Source organism: Halobacteriovorax sp. JY17, from assembly GCF_002753895.1.
GTDB lineage: Bacteria > Bdellovibrionota > Bacteriovoracia > Bacteriovoracales > Bacteriovoracaceae > Halobacteriovorax.
In genome coordinates this window covers 981,261-1,006,600 of sequence record NZ_NJER01000001.1, presented here as the reverse complement: position 1 = coordinate 1,006,600, position 25,340 = coordinate 981,261, and the positions used below count along the sequence as shown (strand labels likewise).

The 25,340-nt window shown below is 37.0% G+C and carries 27 protein-coding genes; 15 read left to right on the top strand and 12 right to left on the bottom strand.

Annotation, left to right across the window (positions count from 1 at the left end):
* Positions 1-82: 82 nt before the first annotated feature.
* Genes CES88_RS04520 through CES88_RS04490 form a run of 7 tightly spaced genes read right to left on the bottom strand, consistent with a single transcriptional unit; the run spans position 83 to position 7,718 of the window.
* Entirely contained in the window at positions 83-1,345 is a 1,263-nt protein-coding gene (locus CES88_RS04520; RefSeq protein WP_290731563.1) for a coproporphyrinogen-III oxidase family protein, read from the bottom strand.
* Complete coding sequence (locus tag CES88_RS04515; RefSeq protein WP_290731560.1) at positions 1,345-2,382, bottom strand: uroporphyrinogen decarboxylase family protein; 1,038 nt, start codon at positions 2,380-2,382, stop codon at positions 1,345-1,347. Before CES88_RS04515 ends, CES88_RS04520 begins: the two co-directional genes overlap by 1 nt.
* A 9-nt stretch (positions 2,383-2,391) precedes the next feature.
* Positions 2,392-3,102 (bottom strand): response regulator transcription factor, encoded by a 711-nt coding sequence (locus CES88_RS04510; protein ID WP_290731557.1) that lies wholly within the window; start codon positions 3,100-3,102, stop codon positions 2,392-2,394.
* Positions 3,099-3,998, bottom strand: a complete 900-nt coding sequence (locus CES88_RS04505) for a HAMP domain-containing sensor histidine kinase (protein ID WP_290731554.1) — start codon at positions 3,996-3,998, stop codon at positions 3,099-3,101. The genes CES88_RS04510 and CES88_RS04505 overlap by 4 nt, the downstream gene beginning before the upstream one ends.
* Positions 3,999-5,267 carry a glutamate-1-semialdehyde 2,1-aminomutase gene (locus tag CES88_RS04500; protein WP_290731551.1) on the bottom strand — a complete coding sequence of 423 codons (1,269 nt, stop codon included), beginning with the start codon at positions 5,265-5,267 and terminating at the stop codon, positions 3,999-4,001. It abuts the gene before it with no gap.
* Positions 5,268-5,269: 2 nt separating this feature from the next.
* Entirely contained in the window at positions 5,270-6,802 is a 1,533-nt protein-coding gene (gene hemC / locus CES88_RS04495; RefSeq protein ID WP_290731548.1) for a hydroxymethylbilane synthase, read from the bottom strand.
* On the bottom strand, positions 6,795-7,718 hold the full coding sequence (locus CES88_RS04490) for a hypothetical protein (protein ID WP_290731545.1): 924 nt from the start codon (positions 7,716-7,718) through the stop codon (positions 6,795-6,797). The genes hemC and CES88_RS04490 overlap by 8 nt, the downstream gene beginning before the upstream one ends.
* A gap of 149 nt (positions 7,719-7,867) precedes the next feature.
* Between CES88_RS04490 and CES88_RS04485 the strand changes: the two genes are divergently transcribed.
* From CES88_RS04485 to CES88_RS04425, 13 genes are all read left to right on the top strand, one after another.
* Positions 7,868-8,215: a hypothetical protein gene (locus CES88_RS04485; protein ID WP_290731542.1), complete on the top strand. Its 348-nt coding sequence runs from the start codon at positions 7,868-7,870 to the stop codon at positions 8,213-8,215.
* A gap of 4 nt (positions 8,216-8,219) precedes the next feature.
* Positions 8,220-9,794, top strand: coding sequence for a Na/Pi symporter (locus CES88_RS04480; RefSeq protein WP_290731538.1), 1,575 nt, complete (start codon positions 8,220-8,222; stop codon positions 9,792-9,794).
* Positions 9,795-9,839: 45 nt separating this feature from the next.
* On the top strand, positions 9,840-11,243 hold the full coding sequence (locus CES88_RS04475; protein WP_290731535.1) for an MATE family efflux transporter: 1,404 nt from the start codon (positions 9,840-9,842) through the stop codon (positions 11,241-11,243).
* Positions 11,244-11,430: 187 nt separating this feature from the next.
* Positions 11,431-11,673, top strand: coding sequence for a helix-turn-helix transcriptional regulator (locus CES88_RS04470; protein WP_290731532.1), 243 nt, complete (start codon positions 11,431-11,433; stop codon positions 11,671-11,673).
* A gap of 2 nt (positions 11,674-11,675) precedes the next feature.
* Complete coding sequence (locus CES88_RS04465) at positions 11,676-12,941, top strand: type II toxin-antitoxin system HipA family toxin (RefSeq protein WP_290731530.1); 1,266 nt, start codon at positions 11,676-11,678, stop codon at positions 12,939-12,941.
* Positions 12,942-13,120: 179 nt separating this feature from the next.
* Positions 13,121-14,182 (top strand): IMP dehydrogenase, encoded by a 1,062-nt coding sequence (locus CES88_RS04460; RefSeq protein WP_290731527.1) that lies wholly within the window; start codon positions 13,121-13,123, stop codon positions 14,180-14,182.
* A gap of 12 nt (positions 14,183-14,194) precedes the next feature.
* A complete protein-coding gene (locus CES88_RS04455; RefSeq protein ID WP_290731524.1) occupies positions 14,195-15,988 on the top strand; it encodes a glycerol-3-phosphate acyltransferase in 1,794 nt (597 codons plus the stop codon).
* A 3-nt stretch (positions 15,989-15,991) separates the two neighbouring features.
* A complete protein-coding gene (locus CES88_RS04450; protein ID WP_290731521.1) occupies positions 15,992-16,438 on the top strand; it encodes a hypothetical protein in 447 nt (148 codons plus the stop codon).
* A gap of 110 nt (positions 16,439-16,548) precedes the next feature.
* Positions 16,549-17,160 carry a translation initiation factor IF-3 gene (infC, locus tag CES88_RS04445; RefSeq protein WP_365992777.1) on the top strand — a complete coding sequence of 204 codons (612 nt, stop codon included), beginning with the start codon at positions 16,549-16,551 and terminating at the stop codon, positions 17,158-17,160.
* Positions 17,161-17,345: 185 nt separating this feature from the next.
* The gene (gene rpmI, locus CES88_RS04440; RefSeq protein WP_290731518.1) at positions 17,346-17,543 is read left to right on the top strand and encodes a 50S ribosomal protein L35; all 198 of its coding nucleotides are present in this window, start codon (positions 17,346-17,348) and stop codon (positions 17,541-17,543) included.
* 90 nt (positions 17,544-17,633) lie between these two features.
* A complete protein-coding gene (rplT, locus tag CES88_RS04435) occupies positions 17,634-17,981 on the top strand; it encodes a 50S ribosomal protein L20 (RefSeq protein ID WP_290731515.1) in 348 nt (115 codons plus the stop codon).
* Between the two features lie 177 nt (positions 17,982-18,158).
* Positions 18,159-19,430: an ISL3 family transposase gene (locus tag CES88_RS04430; RefSeq protein WP_290731512.1), complete on the top strand. Its 1,272-nt coding sequence runs from the start codon at positions 18,159-18,161 to the stop codon at positions 19,428-19,430.
* Between the two features lie 107 nt (positions 19,431-19,537).
* Positions 19,538-20,146, top strand: coding sequence for a hypothetical protein (locus CES88_RS04425; protein WP_290731508.1), 609 nt, complete (start codon positions 19,538-19,540; stop codon positions 20,144-20,146).
* A gap of 32 nt (positions 20,147-20,178) precedes the next feature.
* On the opposite strand, the gene CES88_RS04420 is transcribed toward CES88_RS04425, so the two are convergent.
* From CES88_RS04420 to CES88_RS04410, 3 genes are all read right to left on the bottom strand, one after another.
* On the bottom strand, positions 20,179-20,937 hold the full coding sequence (locus CES88_RS04420) for a trypsin-like serine protease (protein WP_290731506.1): 759 nt from the start codon (positions 20,935-20,937) through the stop codon (positions 20,179-20,181).
* Between the two features lie 84 nt (positions 20,938-21,021).
* Positions 21,022-21,957, bottom strand: a complete 936-nt coding sequence (locus tag CES88_RS04415; protein ID WP_290731504.1) for a radical SAM protein — start codon at positions 21,955-21,957, stop codon at positions 21,022-21,024.
* A complete protein-coding gene (locus CES88_RS04410) occupies positions 21,948-22,676 on the bottom strand; it encodes a DUF547 domain-containing protein (protein ID WP_290731501.1) in 729 nt (242 codons plus the stop codon). Before CES88_RS04410 ends, CES88_RS04415 begins: the two co-directional genes overlap by 10 nt.
* A 90-nt stretch (positions 22,677-22,766) precedes the next feature.
* On the opposite strand from CES88_RS04410, the gene CES88_RS04405 reads away from it, so the two are divergent.
* Together CES88_RS04405 and CES88_RS04400 are read left to right on the top strand one after the other, a co-directional pair.
* Entirely contained in the window at positions 22,767-23,348 is a 582-nt protein-coding gene (locus CES88_RS04405; protein WP_290731498.1) for a sigma-70 family RNA polymerase sigma factor, read from the top strand.
* Positions 23,345-23,605, top strand: a complete 261-nt coding sequence (locus CES88_RS04400; protein ID WP_290731495.1) for a hypothetical protein — start codon at positions 23,345-23,347, stop codon at positions 23,603-23,605. Before CES88_RS04405 ends, CES88_RS04400 begins: the two co-directional genes overlap by 4 nt.
* On the opposite strand, the gene CES88_RS04395 is transcribed toward CES88_RS04400, so the two are convergent.
* Positions 23,580-24,428 (bottom strand): matrixin family metalloprotease, encoded by an 849-nt coding sequence (locus tag CES88_RS04395; protein WP_290731492.1) that lies wholly within the window; start codon positions 24,426-24,428, stop codon positions 23,580-23,582. The genes CES88_RS04400 and CES88_RS04395 overlap by 26 nt on opposite strands.
* A 145-nt stretch (positions 24,429-24,573) precedes the next feature.
* Complete coding sequence (fsa, locus tag CES88_RS04390; protein ID WP_290731489.1) at positions 24,574-25,218, bottom strand: fructose-6-phosphate aldolase; 645 nt, start codon at positions 25,216-25,218, stop codon at positions 24,574-24,576.
* Between the last annotated feature and the right edge of the window lie 122 nt (positions 25,219-25,340).

The following is a 25,340-nucleotide window of genomic DNA, read 5'->3' as shown; positions in this document are numbered from 1 at the left end:
TTTTTTAGGCGAAGAGAGATTGTCTTATTCTATTATCTTAGGGGATATTTCATTCGCCGATTTAAAAAAATGGCGAAGAGCTCTAGAATATTTCAAAAGTCTGACAAATGGTTTTGTTGAAGTGTTTTCCAAAATCAGTGATTTGATATGCATTTTCTTGTTCGATGAGAATGTCATGATTCTTTAAATGAGTAAGAGACTTTTTTATTCGCTCTAATTGAGGAGGTGTAAAACATACTTCCATAAGGCCTTTTGTAATAATTGAAAGGCAATTTACTTGGGAGAATAAGACTTCAAGACTTTTTTCTAATTCTGATTTCTTATGAGATTTTATAGCAGAATTAGGAGAGAGCATATATTTCTCAAGTATTTTATCATTTTGAAATAAGTAATCACTAGTGTTGGATATAGCCGAAGTCCCTAGGGCAATGAGAGAGGTATCTTTCGCTCTAGTATATCCAGTAATATTTCTATTATAGTTTTCACTTGAAAGACTGTAGTGTCCCATTCCAAGAAGCTTGTAACCATTTTTTTTAAGAATTTCATCAGAAAGAATATAGAGGTCATACATCTCATAGACACCTAAGGGCTTATAGATTCCCAGTGCATTTTGTAAGTCCATTTGCCATGGAACTTTTGCAAGAGGGTAGTTGGCAATCCTGTCTGGAGAGAGCTCGATAATATCTTCAATAGTCTTTGTAAAAGTTTTCTTCGTCTGAAAAGGAAGGCCATAGATTAGGTCTAAATTAACTTCCGAAAAACCAATCTCTCTAGAAAAACTTACAAGTTCGCGTACTTGATCGAAACTTTGGTCTCTATTTACATTTAGTAGTGTTTCTCTATTGGTGTCTTGTACACCTATGCTGATAGAGTTAAATCCAACTCCTGCTAGGTATCTTAGCTTCTCGGCCTGTGGAACCCGCGGGTCTGTTTCAACTGTCCCTATGAAGTCTGTAGACACTTCGGTATCTCTTAGAATGGAATCAATCAGAAACTTCAAGTCCTCAAGCTCTAAGTATGTAGGAGTTCCTCCTCCTAGATAGATGGATGAGAGGCTTATATTAGGGTTTTTATTTTTGTAGTTCTTCCACTCTACCAGAATTTTTTCAATATAGGTGGTGAATTGTTCTTTAGATTTTGTGATCTTTATATTGCAGCCGCAGAATGTACAAAGAGATGAACAGTAGGGGATGTGAATATAGAGATTGGTCTCTTTTAAATTTAAACTTTCAATTATAAGTTCTTTTTCTTCGTTTCCACTCCAAGTTGGAAGAGAGGGATAGTAGCTATACCTTCTTCCGTGGGAGTGGAAATTAACCAATAGATCTTTTAGGTTTTGACCCATTAATAGACGAAGTTCTCGTGGATATAGGAAACAGCGTTTCTCACGTTATCTTCTGGAGTATGTTGAAGAACTCCGTGACCTAGACCACAAATCCACTTCTCAAAAGGAACATTCTGGTCTTGAAGACCTTGCCACATTCTCTTTAAATTTGTTTCAACATGCTCCCATGGAAGATGTAGCCAGCTAGGGTCAAAATTCCCTTGGATATAGTAGTCTTTTCCAAACTCGTTGAGTGCACTTGCTAGATTCATTCTCCAGTCAATTCCTAGAACATCAATATTATCGTCTTGGATTTCTCTTAGGTATTCCATATGAGTAAGCTTTGAGTAGTAGATAACTTTCTTTTCTGGATATCTGGCCTTAAATGCTTTGGTCACAGATTTTAGGGCCGGAATAATATAAGTCTTAAAGTCTTCTATATGTAATTCTCCAACAGCAGTGTCAAAGAGGCACATCGCATCTGCTCCACCTTCTGCTTGAATACACATATTTTCTACTAATTCTGGCATAAGCTTTTCAAGGAAGCCTTGAAAGCGTCCATCGTAGAGACCTAGTTTGGAACTTGTAAGACTTCCTGCGTGGCTTCCCTCTGTTGCATATGAATAGAGAGTGAAAGGAGCACCAACAAAACCTAGAAGCGTCTTATCTTTCGCTAGTGAGTTTCTAAGTAGAGTACAGGCCTCTTTTTGAAAGTTATAATACTCTGTAGCAGGAGCTTTGACACTTAGCTTGTTAAGATCTTCAATGGTTTCAATTTTCTTATCAAGAATTGGCCCTGGATTATAAACTAGTCCCATATTTAGTTGCTCAAGAGGGAAGAGTAGATCTGAAAATAAAATCGCGGCATCGAAATTAAAGTCATCAATAGGACCGTGAGTAATTTCATTGGCAAGAGCAGGTGTCTTACACATAGTCATAAAGTCAGAGTCTTTCTTTATATTCTGATAGTGAGAATGATATCTTCCCGCCTGTCTCATAAACCATACTGGTACGCCTGTCTTTCCATTCACTTGTGTTCTGTCGTTAAATAGTCCCATTTTTTCCTCTTATTTTTCTACGGATTTAGCGTTGAAATTTAATTTATAGCCAATCCCTCTAATACTTTTTATTTCGATTGCATTTTCTTTTGAAGTCTCACACCACTTTCTTAGGGAGACTATGTAGTTGTCTACAGTTCTATTTGATGGGAATTTATCCTCTCCCCAAACCGCTTCGATAATTTCTTCTCTTGTCGTGGCCTGAGATTCATTTCTAATAAGAAGTTCTAATATAGAGCATTCCTTTTGAGAAATAGGAGTGATCTCCCCATTTCCATTTTCAAGCTCAAATCTCTTAAACCAAATTTTTAGATCTCCAACCTTTATTTCGTCTGGAGAAGAGTTCGTTATACTTTGATGTTCTAGTATTCTATTTAGTCTAAGAACTAATTCTTTAAGGGCAAATGGCTTCGTTATATAGTCTTCGGCACCTATCTCCAATCCTTCAACTCTTGTTTCAGGGTCGTTTTGAGCGGAGAGAAATAAGAGGACGAAATCTTTTCGAACTTTTCTAAACTCTCTTGCTAGGTCTAGTCCATTTCCATCGGGAAGTCCTATATCCATTAGAATGATTTTTGGGTTACCCTCATGAAAGGAGGCCTTCGCCTCAGATGCTGTTGTGGCCAGGCGACAATCATGTCCAAGTCCACTTAAGTATTCCTGCAGAGTAATTCCTAAATTCTTCTCATCTTCTACAATGAGGATTTTTCCTTTAATCATAGTTGGGCCTTAGTGAAAATAAGTTCGGTTTCTAGTGAGTTCTCACCGTGAAATATGGCCTGTCCTTTCATAAGAGACATGAACTTTCTAATTAGGTAGAGTCCGATTCCACTACCTTTCTTACTGTCGTACTTATAGAAGATCATTCCAAGTTTCGAACGATCTCCTGAGAACGTCCCTTGATCTTTATAGTGGAGTCTAATGATATTGTTGGCCGTCTCTTCCACCAACTTAATACTTATTGTTTCCGTCTTAGTGTGATTCTTTGTATTTTCAAAGAGGTTCTTAATAATAAGCTCAATGGCCAACTCGTCACCCATGACTTCACTAACGCTCTCTTCTGTAAGTTCAATTCTATAGAGCACCTTGTAATTATTTGAAACCTTTTTGATTATCTTTATTAGATCAATTGGTCTTAAGTTTACCGTCCCACCTCTTTCAAGTCGTGAGAGCTGTAGAATTTTGTCCATTTGTGTTTCAAGATTTGCCGTGTCTTCTATAAGCCGACTGGTAAGCTTTACTAGTTGAGCGCTCTCTAAAGATTCTGCTACGTCGGTAATCACTTCCGATTGAAGTCTAATACTCGCCAGAGGTGTTTTAAGCTCATGGGTAAGACTAGCAAAGAAAGATTGTAGTGCCTTAGTTTTTCTATGATCTTTAAAGAAGACGACTAAGAAGCTTACGGTTAAAAAGAGAATTAAAATGATGAAGGTTGAAGCTTCCCATTTTAGCATTCTAATTATATTTACTCTAAGACCTAGTTCCGGCATGGTTCTAGATAGTTCTTCAAACTTGTCACCAAAGACATAGAGTAAGTATGTCCACCATGTTGCAAGAGCAAGCGTAGTGGTCACTAGAAGCGTTGTTAATAGGAGGAGACTCTTATTCTTTTTCAATTAATTCCAAAGCCTCTTTTCTAATTCTGCTATAACTTTCTCATCGTGAGCAAGACTAACAAATCCTACTTCATAGGCATTTGGAGAAAGATAGATTCCCTTGTTTAAAAGAGTTTCAAAAAGTGGGTTGAACTTCTCCGTAATATCAGCAGGAATTTTATTCATACAATTAATATCATTACCAGCAACAATCCAAAAAAGTGAACTATGACCCGTTAGAGAGTAGTGAGAAAATTCTCCGTCGTTATATTCTTGTAACCATTTTGAGAAAACATCAATTATCCTACTTGCATTCTGATTTAATTTCTCATAGGCCGCAGGGGTCATTTTCTTAAGAGTTTCAAGTCCACCAACCATTGCTAAAGGATTGGCACTAAGAGTTCCCGCTTGATAGACATTTCCAATAGGAGCGAGGTTATTCATGATTTCTTTCTTGGCGGCAATAGCGCCAACAGGAAGTCCTCCACCGATAATTTTTCCATAAGTCACGATATCAGGAGTTATTTCTGTTAATTCACTCATTCCACCAAAAGCTACTCTAAAACCTGAGATCACTTCATCAAAAATAAGTAGAGCTTCATTCTTTGTTGTAACTTCTCTCAAATATTCAAGGAAGCTTTGATCTTGAATGAGTAGACCATTATTGGCCGGAAGAGGTTCGATAATTATGGCAGCAATTTGGCCTGGGTGATCTTTGAAACATTGCTCAATACCTTCTCTGTCACCAAGCTCTAGAACAAGAGTATCGTCTGATATTCCCTTTGGAACACCTGCACTAGAAGCTTCGCTTGTTCCCGCTAAGCCAGAGCCAGCTTTAATGAGCATGCTATCTGTGTGACCATGATAACAACCATTGAATTTTATAATCTTATCTTTACCTGTTGTTCCTCTGGCAAGTCTGAGGGCCGTCATTACGGCCTCTGTTCCAGAGTTTACAAAACGTATTTGATCAACAAAGTCTAATTTTGAAAGAAGGTATTCAGCGAGATCTAGTGAGTACGGCTCACAAGTTCCGTAGCTCCAGCCTCTTGATAGAGCGCCAACGAGACTCTTTTCAACGTCTTCATCTTTGTGACCAAGAACTAGTGGGCCAAAACTCATGCAGAAATCTATATAGTCTTTTCCGTCAACATCTTCAATCATTGCCCCGTGGGATTTCTTAATGAATCTTGGAGTTGTATGAAGTCCTTTGAAACTTCTAACAGGTGAGTGTACTCCACCAGGTACTAATTCTTTTGATTTTTCAAATAATTCACTTTGAGTAGTCATACTTATTCCTTAATCCAATTTTTAAAATCTCTCACACCTATAAATGTTTTGACTCTGATTCCTTCTGCTTCAAAACGATTCTTTGTTTTTCCAAGTCCTGCGCAGTGAAATCTATCTTTAATCGCTGGTATTAATCTTACAAACTCTAGATATTGATTAAAGCTCGTCCAGAAGAATATTTCTGTCTTTAAAAGTTTTTCTCTATACTCATCAGAGATATGGTTTAGGTTTCTATCGTAGCAACCAATGATTTCTCCGTGATTCGATTTTGAGTCTCTATGAGTTAAAACTTTTAACTCTTTCTTTTTGTTCATGACTTGAATACATTTTGAGCTTCTAAGAATTTCTAATTCATCATGTCCTAGAGAATTACTTGTCCCATTAACCCAGAAACCTCTCTGAGTTAATTCTTTCATGGTTCTAGTCCCCGCCGCCCATAGATTTTGAATAGAGCTTCTTGAGTGTTCAAGTTGATCTATACAGTACTTACTCGTTACAAAGAAATCTGACTTTTCTGCAATCTCTATAGGAGAGGTTGGTACTTTGGTAATCAACTCATCAAAGAGATACTCCGAATTTGCGTCCTTTGATGAAGGCATTCCAATAAAGACTTTAGACTTATCACCTTGAAAAGTTTCAGAAACTGACTCTAGTTGATATTCACTAATTTCTTTGTCGTCCGCTCTTCCTTTATGTATGTGAATATAATTTAGACCAGATTTTCTAACGTTGATTCCAACTGCTAAGTGACAACCACCACCATAGCTCTTAAAGGCCGATCTCTCTCTACTAACTTCACTTACAGTATCTTTATCTTCTATGAGTTTTAACTTCTCTAGAAGTTCAGTATTTTCTTCATTACACTCTATCGCCAATGCCCCTTGAGACGCCGCCGAAGGGAATTCACTCTGAGGAAGAATCATATAATTTAAGTCTTTAAGTAAAACTTCTAGCTCTTTTAAAGAATTCTCACTGTGAGCGAGTCTTTCAATTCCAGGAAGAGCGAGAACAATCGCGTCGTATTCACCTTTTACAAGCTTTCCAATTCTAGTATTTACATTTCCTCGAAGCATCTTTGTTTCAACTTTTACTGAGTTCGCTGGAAGAAACTCTTTAAGCCCTGATTCGAGATTGACGATTCGCCTTGGAGAGCTTGTCCCTACAGTAAAAGTATTCATTGAATTTATTTTTGGAATCGTTTCATTTCTTATAAAGAGAATGTCGTGAGCAAAGTGTCTCTTGGTGATCGCCGCGAGCTTGATACCTTCAGGTCTTTCACTTCCAAGGTCTTTATAGGAGTGAACAACCATGTCTACATTCTTTCTAAGGAGAGCTTCGTCTAATTCTTTAGTAAAGAAGTCCTTCCCATCAAGTTGCCAGAGAGGTTTGTCAGTTATGAGATCTCCTTGAGTTTTAATAATCTCAAGAACAAACTCATCACCAGTTAGTTTCTCTAATTCTTCTTTTACTTGTGTACATTGAGTGACTGCGAGAAGACTTCCTCTCGTTCCAATCTTATATATTTTCTTAGACAAATTGAACTTCCTCCCAGCCGAAAGGTAGGCTGAGAGCAAATGAATTAATTCTTTTTTGGACAAGAGTTTCTATTGCTGCATGGGCACTTTGTACTTTCTGCTGTTTGCTTTCGTTTAAAATTTTTCCGAACTCGAATATGTCTTCAAGTCTGTATACTTCTTCTCTGGTTGTGAAAGGAGTATTTATCACACAGGGAGAACCTAAATCAATGAATAATCTCTCATCATTCTTAGACCAATCTAAGAAGAAGTGGTGATTGATAGAATAGGCCTTTGAACCGATTGTATTCATGATAAATGGAAACTTTGACCACGCATCAAGACTATTCCACTCGACTAACTCAATATTGTCATCACTATATTTAGATACTAAATCGAGGGCCTTCGTTGTATTTCTTGCACTTAGAAAAATACGGTGCTTCTTTGAGAGAAGCTTTATTAAATCTTCTGCAAGTTGTCCTGAGCCGATAATGAGAATATCTCCATCTAAAGAAGAGTTTCTAAGTAACTTTCTGGCAATACCTGCATACGTCTGTTGTCCAATTTCCTTCAGGTAAGAAGTACGAATCTTCTTCGCGTCCATGAATAATTTTTCGAGTATAGACATGATTTGAGAATTTCTAATTCCGTAGCCTAGGTACTCTGTATAAGACTTTTTAAACTGCGAAGTGATCTCATTTTCGCCAAGGAGCTTACTCTTTAATCCACAAATTGTTTCTAAAAGGTAGCTATAGGCTTTATCTGCAACGTAAGTTTCGATTTCCTTGGCCGGCGTTACTATATGGTGGAAGGGAACAAAGTTATATCCTAGAACTAAAGTTCTTTGACAGGTCTCAAGAATAAAGAGCTCTCCATTTTTTGGGCGATTTATTTTTGTTCCTGCAGGCAGGTTAATGACTTTTAATCCACTAATCATAATTTCCAATCTTAGTTTGCTGTTATGTGTCTATGTCTTTCTTTTATCCAATATATCTCTGTAGTTAGGGATTATTGTCACAAAAATGTAGAATTATGTTTTTTTTCAAATTGTTTCACATAGCAAACATTCTTTGGTAATAAACAACCATGAATAAGGCCATAGATACAATAGAAAATAAGGACTCTCGACCATTTTGGGAGAGGTGGGGAGATGTGATAAAAGCATTTCTTCTTCGCATGACTCCAGCTTTTGTTATAAGAGCATTTCTTAGATTCGACAAGCGTGTCGATGGCGCCTTGAGTTTCTTTGTAAAGCATTGGGGGAAAACTCCCTTCATGATTTCAATGAGTAAGAAAGTTCAATATCTTGGTATTGAAAAACTATGGGATAAAGGTCCAAAGGCCTTTATTTATTTCTTTCTTTTTTATTTAGTTCGAGACACAATTCTCTATATTATTATTCCAATATTTTTTGCTAAATTAACTACAAGTTGAATATATGATCCCCATAGAACGCATCTGGCCCCTCTTAGGTGGTGTTGCTCTCTTTATTTTTGCTATAAACTTTCTTGTTCTTTCGATGCAGTCTCTCTCTGGCGAGCTTCTGCGCGGACTAAATGCTAGAACGGTTATTAGATCGAGAAATTCATTTCTGATGGGACTTCTTAGTGGAGCGAGTGTTCTAAGTGTTTACTCGTGCACTAATATGATTCTAGGTTTAGTTAATTCTGGAATTGTAAGATTTAGTATTTCTGCACTCTTTATAATGGGTGTAAATCTCGGTGCCTCAGCTTTTCCTTGGCTCTTTACCTTTGATCTCTCTCATTGGTCTTATCTCTTTCTCTTCGTTGGGGCCGTTGGTCATTTCTTTATTAGAATACTCGCAGTAAAGTTACTCTCTAGAGTTATTCTTGGTATTGGATTTCTCTATCTTGGACTTGATCTGTGTATCACATTTTTTAATTCAGACACACTGGTCATTTCGACAATACTTGTAGAAAGTAATAATTTTCTCTTTCTCGCTATCGCGATTATTCTTGGTGTTGTGGTTTCTTATTTTCTAAATAGTACAGTGCTCTTAATCGGTCTCTTTATGGCCTTCTTTTATACTCATAATATTTCAGTAGAACTCTCATGTGCTGTTCTTGCTGGAGCGGCACTAGGCCCTTGTATTAAACTTTTCTTAAACTCTAAGAAAGGTAATATCGAAGGACAGAGATCGGCACTCTTTAATATCTTTTTAAACTCTCTATCTATTCCAGTAACACTGATTTATTTAACGTTCTTTTCAAGTAGCTTAAAGTTAATTCAATCGTATGTAGGAATAAATCTAGTTCTACCTTTCTTTTATACAACGTTAAATGCTGTAAATATTATTCTAGCTCTGATCTTCTTTAAATTTATAAGAGATTCAATTTTTAAAATGATTCCAAGTCCAGAGGTTAAAATACCTCAAAGGCTTTTAGCGTTTGGAAGATCTGATGAACTCATTCCTGCGACCTCTCTATGGCAAGCGCATAAAGAGATGTATAAACTTAAAAGCATTGTTGATCGTATGTTTGATCACGCTGAAATTTATATTAGCGATATTGAAAGTAGTCCAAGACAGCTTGCCAAAATTAAGAAATATGAAGATATAACGGATAGGATTTGTAGTGAGATGAGTGAGTTTATTCAAACTCTCATGGAAAATTCTCTCAATTCATCACAGGCCAAGGAGGCCCTCTCTATTTTATTTGTAGCAAAAGAATTTGAAAGTATCGCTGACTACTTAAATGATTTCGTGACACATAAGACGAAGCTCTCAATTGAGGAATCTCTCTCTAAAGAAGATTTAGCGAAAATTGCAGATCTACTCTCTAAAGTTAGATCTTTCTATGAACTCTGCTGTGAAAATTTAGGAGCAGGAGTGAAAAGCGATAATAGCGATATGCAAAGAATGTCACTCTCTTTAAAAGACGAGTGCGAGGAACTTAGACATGGTCGCGTGAATCACACACTTATCTATTCAGATATTGTCATCTCTCTTCGAAAAGTAAGATCTCATAGTTATGGGCTTTATCTCGCGAGATAGTATAATGAGATTCTCTAAGTCGAATAGAGGGCAAAAGGAATTCTAATGCAAGGACAAGATTTAACAAACGGACATATTCCAAAGCAACTTTGGTCTCTTGCATGGCCTATGATGCTTTCGATGTTTTTTCATTCTCTTTATAATTTAGTTGATGCTTTTTGGGTTGCTAAACTTTCTGCTTCGGCCATCGCCGCAGTATCAATCTCTCAAATCGTTTTATTTGTTATGATCAGTTTAGCTATGGGAGTATCTGTTGGAACAGCAGTTTTAGTTGGTCAAAATATTGGTGCTAATAAAAAAGACCTAGCAGAGCGTATTCTTGGACAAGGTTATTTATTAACAATTTTTGCAGCGCTATTTTTTACAGCAATTATTTTAATCTTTAAAAATAAGCTCCTTGTTATCTCTGGCGCAGTTGGGGATATACTACCTCTTGCTCAACCATACTTTACTGTTGTTACCTCTGGGTCAATCTTTACATTTTTGATGATGATGACATCCATTTCTTTTAATGCTCAAGGTGATAATTTCACGATGACAAAACTCTTCGCTGTTTCGACATTGGTAAATACTATACTTGATCCTCTTTTGATTTTTGGTTATGGAGGATTCCCAGAACTTGGTATTGCTGGCGCAGCCTATGCAACGCTTATCTCACAAGTCGTATTTCTAATTTTAGCGTTGAGACTTTTAATGAAACCAACGATGATGGTTCCACTTAAGTTGAAACTCTTACAACTAGAGTGGAGTTCAGTTAAAAGTGTTATTAATATTGGATTACCTGCTTCTTTGAATCAAGTTTTAAACCCTCTTGGTTTTTCTGCTTTAATGTTCTTTGTCTCAGCTTCTTTTTATGAGGCTGGGGCCGCTGCATTTTCAATTGGTTTTCGAATTGAGTTCTTTGCCTTTATTCCCGCCATTGGATTTGGTTTTGGTGCAATGTCTTTGATAGGACAGAATATAGGAGCAGGTAAGCATGAGCGAGTTCGCGAAGTGTTGAAATTTGCAGTTTACTTTGGTTCTGGAGCAGCGCTAGTATTTAGTTTACTATCATTTCTCTTTGCGCCTTATATAGTAGGAGTTTTTACTAGTGACCCACTTGTAACTGATTATGCACTTCAATACTTTAGAGTTGTTCCTATTGGGTATGTTTTTTTCGCGATAGCTTTTATAGAAGCAAATATCTTTCAAGGAATAGGACGTTCATGGCCAGGGTTTTGGATCACTTTTAGTCGTATTGGAATTGCTCTATCTCTTACTGTCGTTAGCCTTCAAATATTCTCACTTGAGATTTGGTCTGTATGGATTTCCATTGTCATCGGTAGCATTATTGCATCTTCATTTGGTCTCGTATGGGTTAGACGTGCTCTTGCAACAGCACGGCCGAAAGAAGTCGCACCAGATTATGTTTTGAAAGGCGAAGAAAATTTAACGCCACCCATAGGCTAATTGGTGAAAAGGTACTAGTCTACTTGGTTACAGTAAATCTGTGAATAGGTCAGAACTTGAGTACTTTGATGTATACTGAAGTAAGCATTTTTACTTCTTTTTATAACTTTTTCACTGTTTGTCTACTACAGTAGAATTTTGTTGAAAAATTCAAGAAAAAACATATAATGTATACTGGAGTATACATATGAGTGATAAAGTATCAATTATAAATGACAGTAAAAAGATAGCATCAATGATTAAAGAAATCAGAAAGCAAAGAAAGATCACACAGACTGAGCTTGCTGATTATGCAGGCTTATCACGAGCAGGAATCGCAAAGATTGAATCTGGCGCAAGTGACATAAAGCTTTCAACATTGATCTCTATCGCAAACTTACTTGGCCTTGATCTTTATTTAAAAGGTAGAGGTAGTGAGCGAGGAGAGTAGCTATGAGTGAAAGCCTGAATCTTTTTTATAATGAAGAACTAGTTGGTATGTTGATTGAGGATGATGAAGAAAGATTGTCCTTTTCATATGCGAAGAGTTGGTTAGAGAAGAAAAGCTCTTTTGCTATTTCAATTAATCTACCTCTAAGTGAAGATTCATTTAGTCACATACAAACAAAAGCATTCTTTGAAAACCTTCTTCCCGAAGGTGAAGTTAGACAGGCCATTGAGAGTTTATCCGAGAAGAATGTAACAGATGAGTTTCATTTCTTAAAAGAATTTGGAGTTGATTGTGCTGGTGCTTTCATTTTGAGTCCTACGGATAAAGCGCGAAAGGGCGAGAAATATAAATCTTCTGAAATAGAAATTGAAAAAATATATGAATTTCTAAGAGATAAAAGACCACTCACAGGAACAATTATAAGTGAGGAAGGCGGGCGTTTCTCTCTCGCTGGTGCCCAAGATAAGTTTCCTGTTATTTATAAAGATAAGAAATTTCTCATTCCTCTAAATGGAGAACCAACAACACATATATTAAAACCTCATGTTCGATATCATCGAAATACTGAGGATACTCCATATAATGAACATTTTTGCATGAAGCTAGCAGGTCTAATAGGTCTAAATGTCCCAAAGACAATTTTAATTGAAGGAGAATACCCTTTATATATTGTTGAGCGATTTGATCGTAGGATCGTGAAAGAAAATACAGTTAGAATTCATCAAGAGGATTTTTGCCAAGCTCAGGGGCTAACTTCAAGAAAGAAATATGAAGAGGATGGTGGACCCAAGCTGTTTGAAAACTACAAATTGATTAAAGATAATAGTGCCGTTCCACTGAAAGACTTGTCACAGTTTTTAAAGTGGTTTTGGTTTAACCTACTTATTGGAAACAATGATTGTCACTCAAAGAATCTAAGCTTTCTCTATACTGATAAAGGAATAAGACTATCGCCTTTTTATGATCTCCTTTGTACTTCGGTTTATAAAGGATTTACAAAAAAGTTTAGTTATAAAGTTGGTGGTAATAATGATTGGCACAAGCTAAGGATGAGTAATTTTGAGATTTTGGCCAATGAATTGAAAATAAAAGAGTCACTACTTTATAGAGAAGGTGTGACAGTAATTGAATTAATCTCAAAAGAGATTGACTCCCTTGTTGATGAGTTTGAAGAAAACTACGAGGGAATTGAGACAGCAAAATTAATCAAGGATGAATTTTATAAGAGAGCTAAACATTTACAAAAGAACTTAAAGGGGCTTACTTAGTCTTAGTAGAATGGAGGGGCGATGAAATTCGCTTTAGTCGATGGTATCTCTCGAGGGCCGTAGTTATGTTTCCAGCGCCACCTCCACCAAAAAATCTGCATTTGACCTGCGTCATAGTTGTGTAACCAAAATTAACAAGGTATTTTATAAGCTCAAAATCAACTTTTTGGGAGAAAACCATGGAACTCGTGTTCAATGCGCAACAAATTCTACAACGTGGAAAAGGTTTAACTTTTGATGATGTCTTAATGATTCCAAGACACTCAGAAATTGCATCTAGAAGAATACCTTCACTTAATTCTAAGGCGACTAAGAATTATGAAATTGAAACTCCAATTATTTCTGCCAATATGGACACTGTTACTGGTGTAGAGATGGCCTGTGCCATGGCTAAGCTTGGAGGTCTTGGAATTCTTCACCGCTTCATGTCTCCTGAAGAACAAGTTGAAGATGTGAGAAGAATCCAAAACTATATTAAAGAAAATAATTTAAAAGGTCCTGTGGCCGCTTCAATTGGTGTAAAAGAAGAAGGAAAGCTTAGAGCAAAACTTCTTGCTGACATCGGTGTTGAAATCCTCACTATTGATATCGCTCACGGCGATTCTGTTATGATGCTTGAGACCCTTGAATATGTAAAAAAGACTTGGCCTCATATTGATGTTATTGCAGGTAACGTCGCCACTGGTGAAGGGGTTAAGAGAATGATTGACCTTGGTGCTGACGCTGTTAAAGTTGGAATTGGTCCAGGTTCGATGTGTACGACAAGAATTATTACAGGACACGGTGTTCCTCAGCTAACAGCTATTGCTATGTGCGTGGATGAAGCGATCAAGCACGGGGTTCCTGTTATTGCCGATGGAGGGATTAAAACTTCTGGCGATATCGTAAAAGCTCTATGCGCTGGGGCCCACACAATTATGGCAGGGTCTCTACTTTCTGGAACTCTTGAAACTCCGGGTGAGCTTAAAGGTGGAATGAAAGAGTATAGAGGAATGGCCTCAAAGGCCGCGCAAGTCTCTTGGAGAGGCGAGCTTCCGAAGGGAATGGCCGCTGAAGGTGTAGACACAATGGTTCCATGTAAGGGATCAGTTGCAGACGTTGTATCTGAGCTCACTGGTGGTCTAAGGTCTGGAATGACTTATCTTGGTGTAGATAATATTGCAGCAATGAAAGAAGTGGGGCTATTCATGGAAATGAGTACGTCAGGGATGATTGAATCTCGTCCACACGGAAAGAGATAATAAAGGATTTTAATGAGTCTATTTAACGGACAAGAAAAGATAGTTCTCTCTTACCCAAAGCTTAAAGCAAGAATTGAGGGAAGAGATAACCCGAAAGAAGAAAGAGAAAAGGCCCTAAAGAATTTAAAAGAAATTCGTGCAGAGTTTTCTAAAACCTATATCAAGTCTTTTCAAAAGCTCTTAGATTCTACGCTTCCAAAACTCTATGACGGAGTGAACTTTAGCGAGAACGGTGTAGACTTTAATAAATTAGTAAAAGAAAAATCTGTGGTGATGGTTCCTAATCATCAATCTCACGCAGACTATGTGGCCATCAATTATATGGTCTTTAAGAAGTATGGATTTCCTCTCTATGTTGCCGGTGGGAATAATTTAAATATCTTTCCTATTGGTAAGCTCTTTAGAAAGTCTGGTTGTTTCTTCATTAGAAGATCTTTTGCCAGCGATATTCTTTATAAGCTGACTCTAGAGGCCTATCTCTACTACTTGCTGATGAATCAAAAACCGATTGAATTCTTCTTTGAAGGAGGGCGCTCTCGAACAGGGAAATTACTTTCTCCAAAATATGGTCTCTATCAAATGTTACTGGAGGCCCATAGTCATCTGCCTGAAGATAGAAAGAAAGACTTGGCCTTTGTTCCCGTGAGTATTGTTCACGAATATGTTCCTGAACAAAAATCTCTCGCTAAAGAACTTGGCGGTGGAAAGAAGACAAAAGAGAGTACAGGACAACTCCTAAGCTTATTTAAGCTCTTTAGCTATCAATTTGGTTCAGTTCACATAAAGCTAGGGGAGCCTGTTATCGCGGCTAAGCACTGCGATGACACTCTAAAAGAAGACGTACAGAATTTAGCCTTTGAGTGTTTTAGAACTGTCGGCGCGAATATGAACGTGACTCCTTCAGCGGTCCTTGGAATGATTCTCCTAGACGAACCAGCTGGTGCTTTGGATTGGCACGATATTCTTGCTAAAGGGAAGCAGATTATTAGTTTCTGCGACACCTACCGAATTCCTTATACCGATTCAATGCAAGAAGCGAAGCTCGAAGACAGCCTAGGGCGTGCTCTAGATATTATGATTGGGAATAAGAAAATCGATGTGATCGGAAAGAGTTCTCGTAGTCATACTTTCTACGCAATCAAAGATGAGCACAGACAAGAGTTACTGTATTTTAAAAATACAATTCTTCACCACTTCCTAGTTCCATGGGTAATTAACTATGCGTGGATAAATCTCTTTAGTGGAAAGATTGAAACAGTCCATGATCTTAAGAAATTATTCCTTGGCCATAGAAGACTGCTAAAACATGAATTCTATCTTCCAACGATTAAAGACTTTATGGAGAAGTCATTTATTCTTCTCTCTTATATTATTGGACGAGATATTAGCACTCTTGAAGAGTGTTTAGAGTTGTCTCACAAAGAGCTATACACAATAGCTTCAAGCCTAGGAGTATTTTCTAGGTCGTTTAATTACATTATCGAAGCTTATTATACGAGTGCGTGTACTTTTAAATCTCTTGGTGAATCTCATGGAGAAGCAGGATTTAAAGTTGCAGATTATTTAAAGAAGTATAAAGAAATTCATAAAGAAGAGAAGGCCCTTGGAGTGATTGTAAAATTTCCTGAATCAAACTCAGAGCCTTTAATTAAGTCTAGTATGAAATACTTCCAACACGAAGAGATGATTGAAAATTCGGCAGGAGAAGTTAAGGTTAAAAACCTAAAACTCTTAGATGAAAATATTGCAAACTTTGAAAACCTCTTACTTGAACTTAGAAAGTTCAATTTACGTTCTCAAGCTTAACTGATGGGCAATTCAATAGAAGTTTCTCTAGGCAATAGTCGCACAATATTTAGAAAGTCCTCTATCGTTGAATTAGACTCTGTTGGTGCTTGGAAGTTCATCGATAATTTTATCGATAAGAATCCAAAACTTTCTAAGGGCTCCAGTTCAAGCTTTATCTACTTCTTAGATTATTCTGAAAATTTAGAAGGAAGAGACTCAACTTGTTTGGTTGCAAAGGAAGTGATCGGTTTTTGCGACGCTGAGTTCTTGGCCGATTTTGAGTTATCTTCAATGGATTTAAACTCATCGAAGATTGTGAGTCACGAGTATAGTGGGGACATGAAAATGGACTCAATATTTGCTGCGGAAAAAGCACTGCGCAAGGCTGAGAACTATCTACCAATGTGGAGAGTTAGGGTTTCTGGAAGTTTAGAGCAATTAATTCATTTAGAATTTTGGAAAAGTTGATTATTTTTTTAAAATAGGCCAAAATTAAAGCAAAATAGCTTTAATTATTTGCGTTAGCATGATATTTCATATGCTTATGCGATAATAGAAAATTCACTTGGAGGTGATTTATTAAAGACAAGCATCGCGGCGCTAGAGGGAAGAACTTAGGTCCTCGTATTAACGATCAAATTAGAATCAGTGAGTGTAGACTCATTGGTGATGACGGTACTGCTTATGGTGTCGTTACTTTAGATAAAGCTAGAGATATAGCAAGTGATCTAGGTTTAGATCTTGTTGAAGTTTCTCCTACGGCAAAACCTCCAGTAGTAAAAGTTATTGATTTCGGTAAATTCAAATATGATCAACAAAAGAAGGCCAACGAAGCTAAGAAGAAGCAAGCGCAGGTCTCTCTTAAAGAGATACAGTTTAGACCAAATATTGAGGCCCATGATTTAGAAACAAAGCTTAAGAGAGCTGAGAAATTTCTAGAGCAAGGTGATAAGATAAAAATGGTTATGCAATTTCGTGGGCGTGAAATGGCCTATAGAGATCAGGGAATGCTTAAATTTAAAGACATTCTCGCTACTGTTGAAGAGATGGGTTCTCAAATTGAGGCAGACCCTAAGATGATGGGAAATAGAATTATAACTATCGTTGCCCCAACTAAGAAGGCCGTTTCTAAAGGGTCTTCAGCAAAAGAAGATTCAACAGAGGCTGATGCAGCTCACGCCGATTCATAATTTCAGTTACTTAGATTAAATTAAATAATATATAAGGACTTAACATTGCGTTAAGTCCTTATTTTTTCTTCTTTTTTGCTCATATTTTCTTTTACTTATTGATTTGAAATTGTTATAAATGGCTGCTTCAATTATTTAGTTTTGACACGGTTTCGACCGTAGGTGAAATCAGAGGAGATTTAGCGATGCCTAAGATGAAGACCAGAAGAGCAGCGGCTAAGAGATTTACAGCTGTTGGTAATGGTAAATTTAAAAGAAAAAGAGCAAACTTAAGACACATTCTTGAGAAAAAGTCTCACGACTGTAAGAAAAGAGCTGGTAAGACTGACTATGTAGATCAAGCAGATCTAGGTCGTGTTAAAACTATGCTTCCATACGCATAATTAAAGAATAATAAACTGAGGCTTGGGATTCTAACTGTAGAGTAAGAAGAGCAAAGTAAATAGCCCCCAAGTATTCGTTAAGGAGATTTTATGTCTAGAGTAAGAAGAGGCTTTAAGGCCAGAAGAAGAAGAAACAAAATCGCTAAGCTTGCAAAAGGTTTTCACTTTTCAAGAAGAACTAAGTACAAATTAACAGCTGACACTGTTAAAAGAGCATTACATTACTCTTATATCGGAAGAAAACTTCTAAAGAGAGATATGAGAAGATTATGGATTACAAGAATTTCTGCAGCAGCAAAACAACTTGATGGTTCATACTCTAAATTCATGGGTAACCTTAAGAAGAATGGTTCTGAATTAAATAGAAAAATGCTTTCTGAAATTGCAGCGACTGACTTTGAATCATTCAAAGCAATCTACGAGCAATCTAAGAAGTAATAAATAAATTATAGAACAATAATTGAAAGCATATTAGGCCACTCTTTGAGTGGCCTTTTTATTTGTGGGATCTTTAACAAATAAGTTGATGAAATGAGAAGAAAATTGGCCTCTAGCCTTAACTGAGTAATAATAGTTTTACCACAAAAAATTATTTCAAGCTAAGGAAGGCCAGTTATGAGATTACCTAGATTTATATCAAAAATCACCCCCGGATTTGAAGTTATTGACATAAAAGAATGGATTTCAAAAGGTTACATAGAGATCTATCTTAAAAACAAAGAAGAAAGTCCTCGAACTTGCAACAAGTGTGGCCATAACCTAGATAATGCTAAAGTTGGTGAGCACAGAATCAAGGTTCGCTCCCTAGATATTCATAAATTTAAAACCTATTTAATTTTAAAAAGACAAAAACATTTCTGTGGAAATTGTAAAAAAGTTCGATCAGAGACTCTTGATTTTATTTCTAAAGAAAGTCCTCATGTCACAGAGGAGTATGCTTGGTGGCTTGGTAGGCTTTGTGAAATCTCTCCTGTCAGTCGTGCCGCTGAATTTACAGGCAATAGTCCTATGACAATGTGGCGCTTTGACTTTGCTCGAATGAGGAGACTTTTTCAAAATTATAAAATCCCTAAAGTCTCAAGAATTTCAGTAGATGAAGTCTATGCTCGAAGACAAAAGTATTACAAAAAAGAATCGAGAGATAAGAGATTTTTTACAATTATTTCAGATCTAAAAACAGGAAGAGTTGTGTGGGTGTCAGAGTCACGCTCTAAAGAAGCGCTGGACGAGTTCTTTCACATTATTGGAGAAGAACGCTGTAAAGAAATAGAGGTTGTAGCAGGAGATCAATTTGATGGTTATAAGAAAAGTGTTGAGGAGAATTGTCCGCACGCAACTTTTGTCTGGGATAGATTTCACATTATGCAGACTTTTGAAAAGTATGTGAATGATGATAGAGCCTGGCTTAGTGGACATATGTGTAAAGGAGAGATGAAGAGAATGACTCGGGGGAAATTCAAACAGCTCTTCTTAAAAAAAGCAGAGCGGAGAGATAAGTTTGAGAACCGGCATATTAATGATGTTCTTAAAGATAATCATTACTTTGTCTTGCTTGAATTAATTAAGGAAGGAATGTTTCAAATTTATCAATCAAAAAATGAAATAGAAGCTAGAGATAAGTTTGATGAAATGGGGGAATGGATAAAGCAGTCTAAGGTCTTTTACAATTTAGAAAAGTGGTGGAAGACCTTTGATTCAAACTGGAATACATTTAAAAATTACTTCAAATATAGAGTAAGTTCATCACTCTCAGAAGGAATTAATAATGTAATAAAGACGGTAAAGAAAAGGGCCTATGGATACAGAAATATGGCCTATTTTAAGCTTAAAATACTTCAAGTATGTGGTTTTCTTAACTCTAAATATGTACCAATAGACTTTCAATGACTTCAACTTTTATGTTAAAGAGACTTATTTGTGTTTAAAGTAATGACACCCCCTGTATTTAATTCAATAAATCTACCTCGAAGATAATCTTTGCCTATAATCTCAGAATGTTATTAAAGTTATTTCTTCTCTTATTCATAGTTTCAATGAACTCCTTCGCAGGTATTGATGAATTAAAGACGCCTGAAGTCGCGCAAAGAGAGTATATCTACACAAATTCAGAAGTTAATGAAAGTATCCAAACGGTTGGGGTCTACACATGTGTGGCCCTTGTGGTGAGAGATCGTGGCGGTAATGGAGCTCTTGCTCACTTTGATGCGGCTACCGACATAGATAGAGGGGTCTCTGAAGTTCTATCTAATTTTAGTGATCTGAGTGAATTGGAAGTGAGTCTTTTTGGAGGACAAAGTCCGTATAGGTTAGAGGAAGAGATTAAGGAAAAATTGCTGGAATATGGATTAACTCCAGATCGCATTCTTCGAAATACTACTTCTAAAGCATCTATGAATATAAATGTTAATTTAAAAACAGGAATTATTTCGGATTATACTGAGAGATTCTCTAATACTTCATACAGTACACGTAAGTTTAAGTCTGACAGATTGAAATTTTCCAAAAGACTTTACCGCCATGAAAAATCAATTGGTGGTGGGGATTATATTCCAGCTGAAGATGAGAGTGAATTTGGTTTTGAAGGTTTTAGATTTGATATGTAGAGGCCGCACTCTAGAGTACGGCCAGAGTATTTCTAGTCTTGTGGTTCTGTCGCAAGACAAGCTGTAATAGCATCTTTTAAAATTTGGTGATCAGCAATTAGAGTCGAAGAGTTAGATCCACCTCTTGAAGAACATCCACCGTGAGTATGAATAGCTACGATTTCACTTGTAGATTCTTTAAGAATAGAAGAACCAGAGTTTCCACCCATTGTATCCGCAACGTGAGTCATTGTAGAATTTCCTGACCTTGAAGTTGTACTCATGATCTCACCCGTGTGAGTTTGTTGAGCTAGGTTTCTATCGTTATCATTGTTATCAAGACCGTAACCAGTAATTCTGATAAGCTCGCCTTTAGCTGGTCTATCAAAAGTTACATTATAATTACCTTGAACGTCACCTGCGTATGCACCTGTAACATTATTTGGAAGAACTTTCATTACAGCGTAATCGTTTCCAACTCCACCGTTCTTATAAACAATTGACTCTTGATCAATTTCGTAAACGTCTTCAACACCTGGGTGTTGGATTCTTCCTCTTCTATCTGACATTGGAGTATTGAATTCTGCAATTTTTAGAACTGATTTACAGTGACCTGCTGAAATGGCGCAAGTACGACCGATCATTGTTACTGTACAACCACCTGATCCAGTTCTTGAATCAAGAGCTCTTGCAACTTTAGTATCTGTAGATGGTACTCTATCATCAACTCCGCAGATTGATTTCTCTGATGCATTTGATGAAATTGAAATTAGACTTAATAGAGCAACAACCGCTGCAGATTTTACTAACATACTTCCTCCTTGAAATATTTATAATAAAATCTTAAAAGATGAATTGCGGAGCGTATACTTACAAATTCTCTCTTTTCACTGTTATTATTTAGTACTTGAGCAACTTGCTCCACCTAAGACGCAGAATTTTGAACAAAATGGATGGTTGAGGTGAATATCTTTAAAGGATTCTCTGAGAGTTGTACCTAGTTCAAACTCTTTATTGTAAGCAATTAAAGTACAAGAGAGAACTTTAGGAGTCTCTTCATTCTTTCTTCTAACAATCATTCTCTGAGTGGCACACATCTGATCACTAGGGGAGACATTGAGTATATTCCAGCAATCAACGGTAATTTCTGGAACATCTTCAGTGGCATTCATCTCTGGAAAGATGACTAAGGTATCTTTATCTAGCTTTAGTTTGATCTGATTTGAATCGACTAAGTCTTGATAACCTTTTTTCGCGACTTCTTCGCTTTCTTTAAAGAGTGATCTTCCTGCAATGCTGATATGGAAACCATTTTGATATAACCACTGCATGCTCTTTAAGGTGGGATTAAAAGTTCCATCACCACGCTCGCCCTCGTGAACTTCTTTAGTGTAGTGATCGAGTGAGACCCGAAGCCGTAAGAGATCTCCATACTCGTCTTTAAGCTCTATTAATTTCTTCTCCCATCTCTTTAAAACTTTATGGGCATTTGTTAGAACAAGGACTGGGATATTTAAAGAGAGGCACTCTCTTAGGATATCAATAATATGAGGATTTAAAAAAGGCTCACCTCCAGTGATTCCTATACTCTCTAGCTCCCATTGGTTTTCTTTGACTTCGTCTATGTATTTTTTGACGTCATCTAATGTTAAGTAAACAAGACGATCATTCTTAGGGTTAGATTCAATATAGCAATTCTCACAAGATAAATTGCAAAGGGTTCCAGTATTAAACCAGAGTACTTCTAATTTCTTAAAAGAAACCTTTCCACGCTCTTCGTTCTTTGCTGTCGTGTAGAGATTTTCCCACTTCTTATATTGCTTTATTTCCATTCGTTTAAATCCCAATTGTAATTTAACCAGCTTATCGGAGTATCTTTAGTCATCTCTTTTTTCTTTGAATATTTCTTTATAAAAGGAATGAGACCTTTAAAGTCTAAGCGGTACCATTTGAAAATCTTAGATAAGTAGAGAGTCCCATCCTTGTAATCATTCTTATTTGTATTATTAATAAAGTAAGTGGCACTACTTTGTAGTAGAGACTCTAGGTTCTTTTCTGTGAAGGCCTTTGCTTGGAGATTAGGACAACTTATACTCGCACAAACTAGAGCAAAGTGAATCCTAGGCTCTTTAAACTTCTTTCTAATGACCTCGTGTTCAATCCAGTCGAGATTTCTCTGATGTCCTAAAAAGGTAAAGAAGTCTTTTTTGAAAGCACTGGAAAAGAGTGTACTAATATCTTTAATACTTTTAACTGGGTAGTGATCGACTACAAGCTTTATTGTAAAAGCATTATAGGCATTAATCATTAAAGATAATTTCTGCTCACGAGTAAACTTATCATATTCTTCTCTAGAGAGAGAAGTAAGCTCCATAAGATATTTATTTAAATCTAGTGGAGTTGATTTTATCTTCTTGTAATCGACTAAGCTTTGTTTGTTCTTCAAATGAACATTCTCCGTCAAAACCTTCTGCCACGTTGAATGAGTGTGGTCAAAAGAAAATGACTTCTGAGTAAGTAATAGTAGGAAAATGATTTTTAAAAATTTCATGTCATTCCTCATAAGAAGAGAATAATAGTTTACCTAGAATTATACATGATATTCATTTAGAATTATTAAAAAGTACAACGGAAGATAGTTTTGCACAACTTTTCAGACCCTAAATTCATAGAGAGTATAAGAAGAGGTGACTCAAAAGCACGAGAGAGTCTTGTGCGCGCTTATACGTCTCATCTTTTTAAGGCCGCTCTAGGAATGGGCCTATCTGAGGAGCAATCTAATGATGTGGCCCACTCCACATGGATGACTTTCTTTGAAGTCGTTTCAAAGTTTGAAGGCAGAAGTCATATCAGAACTTTTCTCTTTGGAATTCTCTACAATAAAGTCAGTGAGCTTAGAAGAGCGAACCTTAAATACGCTAAGACCGACCCTATTGAAGAGATTATGGAGTCTCGTTTTGAGGAGAGTGGACATTGGAGTGAGGGGTGGCCTACGAGTCCTGAGAAAGTCTTGGAGAATAGCCAAGGGCTTACTATTATTGAAGAGTGTATGGATAAGTTGCCAGAGCTACAAAAGGCCGTTTTTCAGTTAAAAGTTGTTGATGAAGAAGAAAACGAAGATATTTGTCACATTCTGAACATAACAAACACTAATCTAAGACAGCTTCTTTATCGGTCAAAAACGAGACTTAAAGAGTGTGTAGAGAGAAAGGGTGGGAAGTGAAATTTAAATTATTTTCTTGTAAAGATATTTCAAAGGTTGCTTGTCACAAAGATGATTTAAGCTTTGCAGAAAGAGTTAACTTTAAATTGCATCTCTTTATATGTGTAAAGTGCAGAAACTATACTGCTAGTATTGAACAAGTTGGAAAGTCTTTTACAGATGTCATAAAGAAGAGACGATCTATTTCCTCAGAGAAAATTTCTGAACTTGAAGAAAGAGTTTTAGAAAATCTTAAAAAGAAAAATGACTTCGAATAAGTTTGCCATTGTAAAAGTGTCTACATTCACCACTTGCCATTAATTCAATGACTCCGTGGAGTTCTTGTCCGTCAGGAATTCCACTCGGTTGATAACTAGCAGCTGCGAGAAGACCTCCTCTTGTACTAAGTGCCGAGTCGGTATAATTGTCACTGATTCTCTGGGCATCATTGCTAAAGAGAGCTCTATTCGATTCCCAGATACTTAAATAGGGCTGCATGACGGCCGCTACTGAGCTATCACTTTGGTGATTGAGTCCAAGAAGGTGACCGAGTTCATGAAGGATAACCGTAGGCATATCGTATTTGTTAACTACAGCTGCATCATAACTAAATTCATAGTCTTCATCATTAACAATAATATCCGCGTGAGATAATTCATAGTACTCACCAGAAGAACCTGTTTTCTTGTAAGCGTAGAATTGAGTGATGGCCAGTGCACTAGAAGAAATATTGGCAAACCAATCTGCTGTGATGTAAATTCCAAGCACTCCATCTTTATAAGTTGAAAGAGCATCACCATTCTTTGAAGGAATACCCGCGATTGGGTAGTTGAAGAGAACTTTTCCTGTGACACCATCGTCCCAGACTTTCTGCATTTGCTCTACGAGATTTCTTCCCGCAACCTCATGGGCCGGATCAAAGACAAAGTCATTAGAGATATGAACATTGAGAGGAAGCGCCGAATCTGCCCAGCGGATAGGGAGACTATTGTCCACGCTTCCAGGGGCCCTTGCTCCGAGGGATACAGTTTCTCCACCTCCACCACCATTGCAGCTCGTGAGAGTGATTAAAAGTGAAAGGAGAAGTAGCAGCTTCTTCATGAGTCCATATCCTGCAGCTAAAGTTAGAGGCCAAATGAGCTCTGGCGCCATCATTAACTTGTCGGTTATAGAATAAGGTAATTTAGGAAAATCCCTGACAAAAAAGCCCTTTTTAGGAGAGCTTTCTTGTCAGATATCTAAGATATTAAGAGTTTGCTTTTGCGTGATCTTCTAGAAATTGAGCTAGGCCTTTGTCTGTAAGTGGGTGCTTAAACATCGCTTTGACGACATTAATTGGCATTGTCCCCACATCAGATCCACACATCATGGCATCTCTAACGTGAGAGCAGTGTCTGATTGAAGCCGCAAGGATTTTTGTAGTGAAACCATAGTTGTCATATACTGTTCTGATTTCGTCAATTAATTGCATTCCATCATGTCCAATATCATCTAGTCTTCCAATGAATGGAGAGATATAAGTGGCACCGTTCTTAGCCGCTAGGAAAGCTTGGTTTACTGAGAAACAAAGAGTCACGTTTGTCTTAATTCCATTGTCAGAAAACCACTTACAAGCAGTAATTCCGGCCTCTGTTAGAGGAAGCTTGATCACAACATTATCGTGAATTTTTGCAAGCTCTTTTCCTTCTTTGATCATTCCATCAACATCAGTCGCAATAACTTCTGCTGAGATTGGTCCGTCGATGATCTCACAAATTTCTTTAATAACGTCTTCTTGAGTTCTACCTGTTTTAGCAATAAGACTTGGGTTAGTTGTAACTCCATCGATAACGCCCCATTTTGCGGCTTCACGAATTTCTTCAACAAGTCCTGTATCTAGAAATATTTCCATTATATTCTCCTTAACTGGTCAGTAATTTATGGCTCAAGTTTAACTTTGTCGCCGTTCATAGTAAATAGATAATCGGTTATCTCTTCCTAGGAAGATTTTTTTGCTATTATGGGTCATAATAC